Genomic DNA, 263 nt, shown 5'->3' with positions numbered 1-263 from the left:
CGCGACCTCCAACTGGTGGCGCGCGACAAGGGCCGTCCCTGGGACACGGGCAAGGACATCGAAGAGGGATCGGTCTGCGCCGAGATCGTGCCCATGCCGGGGGTGGTGATCGAGCACGGCGCCATCGCGCTGGAGGTCAATGGCGTCACCAAGCAGTCGTCCGATGTGGACAAGCTGATCTGGAACATCCGCGAAATCATCGCCGACCTCTCGACCTACTACCACCTGCAGCCCGGCGACCTGATCTACACCGGCACGCCCGA

1 protein-coding gene is annotated in these 263 nt (G+C 65.0%); it reads left to right on the top strand.

Annotated elements, in window-relative coordinates; translation table 11 throughout:
• The coding region (locus AAHB17_RS24660) for a fumarylacetoacetate hydrolase family protein (protein ID WP_342133702.1) at window positions 1-263 on the top strand (263 nt) is incomplete at both ends.

The sequence above is a fragment of the Hydrogenophaga sp. OTU3427 genome (genome assembly GCF_038440225.1).
Lineage (GTDB): Bacteria > Pseudomonadota > Gammaproteobacteria > Burkholderiales > Burkholderiaceae_C > Hydrogenophaga.
Note: the sequence above shows the minus strand (reverse complement) of the source record. Positions and strands in the feature narration are given on the sequence as shown.